Below are 8,822 nucleotides of genomic sequence, written 5' to 3' on the forward strand. Positions count from 1 at the left end.
CAGGCCCGCCGTGCAGCGCGTCAGGAGCGAGAGCACTCAGTCCAGCGGCCAGGTGTGCACCGGCTGGTTCTCGTGCATCAGAGCCTCGTACGCCCGGGTGACCTCACGCAGCGCGTCGGGGCGCTCCAGACCGGCTGCCAGGCGTCGGTCCATCTGCGCGATGAGCCAGGTGGAGCCGTTCTGTCCGCGGAGGCACCGCTGCTCGATGACACCGAGCAGCCGGGCAGCGACGTCGTCGTCGACCCCCATCTGGTCCAGGCCGGCGTGAGCGAGGGGCAGGAGGTGACGCAGCACGAGCTCGCGGACCGGGACCTCGCCGACGCCGGGCCAGAACTGCTCGGCCTCGATGCCCGCTCGGGCCGCCTGGTGGAAGTTCTCCTCGGCTGCGCGGAACGACAGCTGCGACCACACCGGGCGCTCGCTGGAGGCCAGGACCGCTGTGAGCCCGTAGAACAGGGCAGCGTTGGCCAGGGTGTCGACGACCGTCGGGCCGGCGGGGAGCAGCCTGTTCTCGATGCGCAGGTGGGGGCGTCCGTCGGAGACGTCGTAGATGGGCCGGTTCCAGCGGTAGACCGTCCCGTTGTGGAGCCGCAGCTCCTGGAGCGCCGGGACACGTCCGGCCTCGAGCTCCACCAGCGGGTCCTCGTCGTCGACGATGGGAAGGAGGGCGGGGAAGTAGCGGACGTTCTCCTCGAACAGGTCGAAGACCGAGGTGATCCAACGTTCCCCGAAGAACACCCGAGGCCGGACGCCCTGGGTCTTGAGCTCCTCGCTGCGGGTGTCGGTGGCCTGCTCGAAGAGCGGGATCCGCGTCTCGTGCCAGAGCTGGCGACCCAGGAGGAACGGCGAGTTGGCTCCCAGGGCGACCTGCACCCCGGCGATGGCCTGCGCTGCGTTCCACGACGAGGCGAAGTCCTCGGGCTGGACCTGCAGGTGGAGCTGCGTGCTGGTGCACGCGGCTTCCGGGATGATGGTGTCGGCCGTGGTCTCGAGCCGGTCGACACCGTCGATGATGATCTGGATGTCCTCGCCCCGAGCGGCGAGGATCTGCTCCGAGAGCAGGTGGTAGCGGGGATTGGCCGAGATGACGTCGCGGCCGAAGTGCCGGTCCTGGAGCGTCGGCAGGATGCCGATCATGAGCAGGTGGGCATCGAGCGCGCCGGCCTTGGCCTGGGCCTCGTTGAGGTCCTCGCGCAGTGCCGTCTCCATGGTGACCAGGCCCTGACCGGCGGCCGGCGACGGCGGGACGTTGATCTCGATGTTGAAGAGCCCGAGCTCGGTCTGGAAGTCGTCGTCGGCGATGGCCGCGAGCACCTCGGCGTTCTTGAGAGCCGGATCGCCCTGGGCGTTCGCGAGGTTGAACTCGATCTCGATGCCGACGTGGGGCACCTCCACGGAGAAGTCCCGCTCCCCCAGCATCCGCGCGAACACGTCGAGACAGCGACGTACCTTGGCGCGGTAACGCGTCCGGTCCTCGCGGGTGAAGACCCGGTCGTCGACCTCCTGACCCATGCCGACAGCCTAGGACCACAACGGGGCCCGCGACACTCAGCCCGCCCGGCGGTGCTCCCCACGCCAGACCGCCGAGACCTCGTCGGGGCTGATGCCGGCCTCGATGATCTGCAGCAGCAGCATGGCGAGCGAGTACTCGGGCTCCTCCCGAGCAGCGGTCTCGGCACAGATCAACGCCTGGGCGCCGTCGCCGCACCGGTGGGCCGCGAAGCCGGCGAGGCACAGCACGGGAGCGCGCAGCGACTGCGGGACGATCCGTGCCGCTCGCTGCCACAAGGCACGCATCTGGCCGGAGGTACTTCGCTCGACCTGCGCGACGAGGTCGTCGCGCACACCGATGGAGATGGTCCAGACGGCGAGCCGCAGGACCTCGCCGTCACTCAGGGCGTCCCCGGCGCGGACCCGGTCCAGCAGTGGGCCGACGTCGCGGCGGGCGACGTCCACGCTCGGCTCGTCGGCCCGTGCCCCCATCAGCAGCGCACCCACCTGCTCGGCCTGCTCGTCAGCCGCGCGGTCGAGCCAGTGGCGTCGTTGCCCCGTCTCCCGAGCGATCCTCGTCCGGAGCTCGTCGCGCGACGCGAGGATCTCCTGGCCCTCGGCCACCGCCTGGACGACCGCGACGTGGTGGAGCGACCGCTCGTAGGGGTGACCGGCCGGCTCGCAGTCCGCGAAGGTGGTCCAGTAGCGGTCGTCGGTCGCCCACACGCTCACGACCGGCTTGATGCTTCCCAGACCGCGCTCGGCGGCCCACACGTACTGCTCGGCCATCTCGGGTCGTTGGGAGACCGCGATGATCATGGCGCCCTCCGCGCCCTGCCGCGAGAGGTGGAGGTGGACGAGCCGCGCCACCTCCTCGGGCGGGATCCGGTCGTCGAGGTCGAGCCGCATGCGAAAGCCCATGCGGTGTCGCGGGCCACGCGTGGCGATGGCGCACAGGGACTCCTGCGGGACGAACCCGAAGGCTGCCGGCAGGACGTTGACGAGGTCGGACGGGTCGTGGGCCGTGTAGACGGGGCGCTGGGAGGTCATGCGACCACGCTCGTCGTCCGACGACCGGCTGCGACAGGCCTCGTCCCGGACCTGTGGACGCGCCCTGCCCGGCGAGGCGGCCTGTGGACGCCGGTCCAGGACGCGGGTGTCCCTGCCGGGTGCGAGCATGGCCCTCATGCGGTCGACGGCGTCCATCCTGCACGTGGACCTCGACGCCTTCTTCGCCTCCGTGGAGCAGCGCGACAAGCCGTCGTTGCGTGGCAAGCCCGTCATCGTCGGCGGGGTCGGGCACCGCGGCGTGGTGTCCACGGCCTCCTACGAGGCCCGGGTGCACGGGGTCCGCTCCGCCATGCGCATGGTCGAGGCCAGGGCCCGGTGTCCGCACGCGGCCTTCCTCGGCGGCCGCTTCCATGCCTACCGCGAGGCCAGCCGCATCGTCATGGAGCGCCTGCGCGAGGAGTCGCCCCTCGTGGAGCCGCTCTCGCTCGACGAGGCCTTCGTCGACCTCGCCGGCTCCCCCGACTTCGACCCGTCCACGGTGGACGCGCTGGTGGCCCGCCTCCGCGCCGACATCACCGAGCGCACGCACGGACTCACCGCGTCGGTCGGTGTCGCGTCCTCCAAGCTCATGGCCAAGATCGCCAGCGAGGTCAACAAGCCCGACGGCGTCTACGTCGTCCCCGCCGGGTCCGAGGCCGCGGTGCTCGGCCCCATGCAGGTCACGGCCATCCCTGGCGTCGGCCCGGCCACGGCCGAGCGCCTGCGCAGGGTCGGCATCCTCACCGTCGAGGACCTGCGCGAGCCCAGCGAGGACGAGCTCGTCCGGCTGCTCGGCCAGGCCTCGGGCCGTGGACTCTGGCGCATGGCTCGCGCCGACGACGACCGCCCCGTCCAGCCCGAGCGCGAGACCAAGTCGGTGAGCGTGGAGGACACCTTCGAGACCGACGTCACCGACCGCGCCCGCCTCGGCCTCGAGGTCGACCGGATGAGCCGCGAGGTCGCCGCTCGCCTGGTCAAGAACGGACTGTCCGGTCGCACCGTCACGCTCAAGATCCGGCACCACGACTTCGAGACCCACACCCGTTCCAGCACGCTCTCCGCCCCGGTCGACAGCCACCGCGCCATCGGACGCACCGCCCGGGCGCTGCTCGAGGCCGCCGACCTCGCCGGGGGGCTGCGCCTCATCGGCGTGGGCGTGAGCGGCCTGGCCGACTGGGTCCAGGAGGACCTGTTCGACACCGACGCCGAGGACGACGCCCTCGAGCTGGCCGAGCAGCAGGAGGCCGAGCCGGTCGTCGAGGCGGTGCACTGGAACCCCGGCATGGACGTCCATCACGAGGAGCACGGCGACGGCTGGGTCTGGGGCTCCGGCCTGGGGCGCGTGACCATCCGTTTCGAGACTCGCTCCACCCCGCCGGGGCCCGTGCGCACCTTCTCCACCGACGACCCCCTGCTGACGCCGCGCCACCAGGACGGGCCCGCTAGTTTCGAGTCATGAACCAGCCACCCGTCGCCCCTCCCGTCGCCGAGCGCCGCCCGCAGGACCGGGTGCACCACGGCGACACGTTCGTCGACGACTACGAGTGGCTGCGGGCCAAGGACGATCCGGCGACCATCGCGTACCTCGAGGCCGAGAACACCTACGCCGACGCCGCCACCGCGCACCTCGAGGAGCTGCGCGAGACGATCTTCTCCGAGATCAAGAGCCGCACCCTCGAGACCGACCTCTCGGTGCCCGTGCGCCACGGCGCCTGGTGGTACTACAGCCGAACGGTCGAGGGCAGCCAGTACGCCATCCGCTGCCGCACCGCCATCGACTCCCCCGACGACTGGACGCCACCGAGGCTCGCCTCCGGCGTCGACGTGCCGGGTGAGCAGGTCCTGCTCGACTCCAACGTCGAGGCCGAGGGCCACGAGTTCTTCTCGCTCGGCGGGTTCTCGCTGAGCGACGACGGCCACCTGCTGGCCTACTCCACCGACCTCGTGGGCGACGAGCGCTACACGATCCGCGTCAAGGACCTGCGCACCGGCGAGCTGCTCGCCGACGAGATCCCCGACACGAGTGGCGGCGTCACGTGGTCGTCGGCCGGCAGCCACCTCTTCTACACGACGGTCGACGATGCCTGGCGCCCTCACCGCATCTGGCGGCACGCCCTGGGCAGCGGAGCCGACGACGTCCTCGTCCACGAGGAGTCCGACGAGCGCTTCTTCACCGGCATCGGCCGCACGCAGTCCGAGAAGTTCCTCGTCATCGGTGCCTCGTCCAAGATCACGAGCGAGGTCAAGGTGCTCGCCGCCGACGAGCCCGAGGGTGAGTTCCGCGTCGTCGTCCCGCGCACCGACGGCATCGAGTACTCCCTCGAGCACGCCGTCGTCGGCGGGCAGGACTACTTCCTCCTCCTCCACAACGACGGCCACCCCGACTTCCAGCTCGACGCCGTCACGGTCGAGGACGCGCTCGCCGGCGGCCTCAGCTCCCCCGCCACCGGGCTCACGGTCGTCGCGGCCGACGACGCGATCCGCCTCGAGGACGTCGAGGTGTTCGCCCGGCAGCTCGTCATCTCCTACCGCCGCGAGGCCCTGGCTCGCATCGCGGTCATCCGGCTCGGCGAGGGCCAGGGCCTCGACGCCCTCGCCGCGCCTCGCGAGATCGACTTCGGCGAGGAGCTCTTCACGAGCGGTGTCGGCGCCAACGCGGAGTGGGACCAGCCGCTCGTGCGCGTGGGCTTCACCTCGTTCGTCACGCCGTCCACGGTCTTCGACTACGACGTCGAGGCCGACGAGCTGATCCTGCGCAAGCAGGCCCCGGTGCTCGGCGGGTACGACCCGACCGACTACGTCCAGCACCGCACGTGGGCCACGGCCGACGACGGCACCCAGGTGCCGGTCTCCATCGTCCACCGAGCCGACACCCCCATCGACGGCACCGCGCCCGGACTCATCTACGGCTACGGCTCCTACGAGGCGAGCATGGACGCCGGCATGAGCATCGCCCGGCTCTCGCTCCTCGACCGCGGCTTCGTCTTCGCCATCGCGCACGTGCGCGGCGGCGGCGAGATGGGACGTCACTGGTACGAGGACGGCAAGCTGCTGCACAAGAAGAACACCTTCACCGACTTCGTCGCCGCCGCCCGCCACCTCGTGGCCGACGGCTGGACGAGCGCCGACCGGCTCATCGCCGAGGGCGGCAGCGCCGGGGGCCTGCTGATGGGCGCCGTCGCCAACCTCGCTCCCGACGCGTTCCGCGGCATCCTCGCGGCGGTGCCGTTCGTCGACGCCCTCACGTCGATCCTCGACCCCGAGCTGCCGCTCACCGTCATCGAGTGGGACGAGTGGGGCAACCCCCTGCACGACCCCGAGGTGTACGCCTACATGAAGGGCTACTCCCCCTACGAGAACGTCGAGGCCAAGGACTACCCGGCCATCCTCGCGGTCACGAGCCTCAACGACACCCGCGTCCTCTACGTCGAGCCGGCCAAGTGGGTGGCTCGGCTCCGCGCCACCGCCACGGGGTCCGAGCCCATCCTGCTGAAGACCGAGATGCATGCGGGCCACGGCGGCGTCAGCGGACGGTACGCGTCGTGGAAGGAGCGGGCCTGGGAGCTCGCCTGGATCATCGACACCGCCACCAGCCGTGTCGGAGCCCGCTCCTAGGCTGGTGCGCATGCTGCGTCTCGCCACCGTCAACGTCAACGGCATCCGTGCAGCCCTCAAGAAGGGCATGGCCGAGTGGCTCACCGAGCGTGACTGCGACGTCATCACGCTGCAGGAGGTCCGCGCCCCCGACGAGCTCGTGCATCCACTGCTCGAGGAGCACGGCTACCACGTGGTCCACACCGAGGCTGCGGCCAAGGGCCGGGCCGGCGTGGCGGTCCTGAGCCGCACCGAGCCCAAGGCGTCGCGGGCCACCATCGGGGACGACTACTTCCTCGACTCCGGCCGCTGGATCGAGTCCGACATCGTCCTGCCCGACGGAAGCCTCCTCACCGCGGTCTCCGCGTACGTCCACTCCGGCGAGGCCGGCACCCCTCGACAGGACGACAAGTACCGCTTCCTCGACGAGACGGCCAAGCGCCTGGTGGCCCTGCGCTCGCACGCCGACCACGTCGTGCTCACCGGCGACCTCAACATCGGGCACACCGAGCGCGACATCAAGAACTGGAAGGGCAACCTCAAGAAGGCCGGCTTCCTGCCCGAGGAGCGCGGCCACCTCACCCGCTGGTTCGACGAGCTGGGGTACGTCGACGTCGCCCGCTCGCTCGCCGGCGACGTCGACGGTCCGTACACGTGGTGGTCCATGCGCGGGCAGGCCTTCGACAACGACACCGGCTGGCGCATCGACTACCAGATCGCCACGCCCGAGCTCGCTGCTGCGGCCCGCACCGCCACCGTCGATCGCGCCCCCAGCTGGGCCGAGCGCTGGTCCGACCACGCTCCGCTGGTCGTCGACTACGACCTCTGAGCGCGGGCTCACGCCACCCCCAGGTGGCGACTGCATAACACCCTGATATATTTAGTTGCATGAAGCAACTGGAGACGGATCGTCTGGCCCGCGCGCTGCGCGAGCTCGCTGTCTCGTTCGTCCGGGCCGGCTCCACCGCCGGCCTGAGCCGCACGGCGGCAGCCACGCTGGGGCGCCTCGAGCGCGACGGCGACCATCGCATCACCGACCTCGCCACCGACGAGGGCATCACCCAGCCCGCCATGACCGGACTCGTGCAGAGGCTCGAGCAGGCCGGGCACGTGACGCGCCGCGCCGACCCCGCCGACGGTCGCGCCAGCCTCATCTCCATCACGCCCACAGGGCTCGACGCCCTCAGGACGCGCCGGGCCGAGCAGGACGCCGTCGTCGCGGCCCGGCTCGAGCACCTCAGTCCCGAGCAGCGAGCGCGCCTCAGCGACGCGCTCGAGGCCATCGAGACACTCACCCACACCCCAGCAGATCATCTGGAGGATCATGCACTCGCCTGACACCACGGCCGAGAAGCCGTCGCTGTTCGACCAGCCCAAGGCCGTCTACGCGGTGGCCTTCGCCTGCGTCATCTCGTTCATGGGCATCGGCCTGGTGGACCCCATCCTGCCCGCGCTCAAGACCCAGCTCGACGCCACCGAGAGCCAGGTGACACTGCTCTTCACGAGCTACCTCGTGGTCACCGCCGTGGCCATGCTCGTCACGAACTGGTTCTCCAGCCGCGTGGGCGCCAAGCGCACCCTGCTCATCGGCCTCGTCATCATCGTGATCTTCTCGGCGCTCGCAGGCGCCAGCGGCTCGATCAGCGGCATCGTCGCCTTCCGCGCCGGATGGGGCCTGGGCAACGCCCTCTTCATCGCCACCTCGCTCGCGGCCATCGTGCAGAGCGCCCGCGGCGGGTTCGCCGGCGCGATCATCCTGTACGAGGCGGCCCTGGGGCTGGGCATCGCAGCCGGCCCGCTCGTGGGCGGCACGCTGGGCAACATCAGCTGGCGCGGCCCGTTCTTCGGGGTGTCGGTCCTGATGGCCATCGCCCTCGTGGCCACGGCGCTGCTCCTGCCCAGCACGCCCAAGCCGGAGCACAAGACCAAGCTCTCGGCCCCGCTGCTCGCCCTGCGTCACCGCGGCCTGGCCACCATGAGCGTGGCCGCCCTGCTCTACAACTGGGGCTTCTTCACGATGCTCGGCTACGCACCGTTCCCCATGGCCCTCTCCATCACGCAGCTCGGCTGGGTCTTCTTCGGCTGGGGCCTGCTCGTGGCGTTCTTCTCCGTCATCGGGGCCCCGTGGCTGCAGGCCAGGCTCGGCACGGCCGTGTCGCTCTACATCGCCTTCACGCTCTTCGCGGCCGACCTCGCCCTGATGGCCACCGACCCGACGAAGCAGAGCCTCATGGTGGGCTGCGTCATCGCGGCCGGCATCTTCATCGGCATCAACAACACGCTCATGACCCAGGCCGTCATGCTCGTCTCCCCCGTCGAGCGTCCGGTGGCCTCGGCGGCCTACGGCTTCGTCCGGTTCATCGGTGGCGGCCTCGCCCCGTTCGCGGCGGGCAAGCTCGTCGAGCACTTCTCCGTGCACGTGCCGTTCGCCATCGCAGCGGTCGCGGTGCTCCTCGCCGCGGTGGTCCTCTCCACGGCCCACCGCACGCTCGCCGACGCCGACCGAGGCATCGACGAGGACGGCCACACCGTCGCCGACGCCGACGTGGTCGAGGGCGAGGTCGCCGACGAGTTCGGTGGAGCTCCCGGCGCGATCGACGAGCTCATCCAGTCCAAGCGCTGAAGCTCCTCGCGGGCTCAGCAGCGGGACGAGGAGAGGCGGGGTGCGCACCCCCTGATGCGCACCC

General features: G+C 70.9%; 7 protein-coding genes. 5 read left to right on the top strand and 2 right to left on the bottom strand.

The window, feature by feature from the left end; all coding sequences use genetic code 11:
• Window positions 1-36: 36 nt before the first annotated feature.
• On the bottom strand, window positions 37-1,512 hold the full coding sequence (locus ASD11_RS07795; RefSeq protein WP_056285478.1) for a hypothetical protein: 1,476 nt from the start codon (window positions 1,510-1,512) through the stop codon (window positions 37-39).
• A 36-nt stretch (window positions 1,513-1,548) separates the two neighbouring features.
• On the bottom strand, window positions 1,549-2,541 hold the full coding sequence (locus ASD11_RS07800; protein WP_162246468.1) for a DUF4192 domain-containing protein: 993 nt from the start codon (window positions 2,539-2,541) through the stop codon (window positions 1,549-1,551).
• 136 nt (window positions 2,542-2,677) lie between these two features.
• Between ASD11_RS07800 and ASD11_RS07805 the strand changes: the two genes are divergently transcribed.
• The 5 genes from ASD11_RS07805 to ASD11_RS07825 are packed head-to-tail and all read left to right on the top strand — an operon-like array spanning window position 2,678 to window position 8,758.
• Entirely contained in the window at window positions 2,678-4,000 is a 1,323-nt protein-coding gene (locus ASD11_RS07805) for a DNA polymerase IV (RefSeq protein ID WP_056285484.1), read from the top strand.
• Window positions 3,997-6,156, top strand: a complete 2,160-nt coding sequence (locus ASD11_RS07810; RefSeq protein WP_056285489.1) for a S9 family peptidase — start codon at window positions 3,997-3,999, stop codon at window positions 6,154-6,156. Before ASD11_RS07805 ends, ASD11_RS07810 begins: the two co-directional genes overlap by 4 nt.
• A 10-nt stretch (window positions 6,157-6,166) precedes the next feature.
• The gene (locus ASD11_RS07815) at window positions 6,167-6,964 is read left to right on the top strand and encodes an exodeoxyribonuclease III (RefSeq protein ID WP_056285492.1); all 798 of its coding nucleotides are present in this window, start codon (window positions 6,167-6,169) and stop codon (window positions 6,962-6,964) included.
• A 59-nt stretch (window positions 6,965-7,023) separates the two neighbouring features.
• Window positions 7,024-7,473, top strand: a complete 450-nt coding sequence (locus ASD11_RS07820; RefSeq protein WP_056285495.1) for a MarR family winged helix-turn-helix transcriptional regulator — start codon at window positions 7,024-7,026, stop codon at window positions 7,471-7,473.
• Window positions 7,460-8,758, top strand: a complete 1,299-nt coding sequence (locus ASD11_RS07825) for an MFS transporter (RefSeq protein WP_056285497.1) — start codon at window positions 7,460-7,462, stop codon at window positions 8,756-8,758. Before ASD11_RS07820 ends, ASD11_RS07825 begins: the two co-directional genes overlap by 14 nt.
• Window positions 8,759-8,822: the final 64 nt, after the last annotated feature.

The organism is Aeromicrobium sp. Root495 (genome assembly GCF_001426755.1).
Classification (GTDB): Bacteria; Actinomycetota; Actinomycetes; order Propionibacteriales; family Nocardioidaceae; genus Aeromicrobium.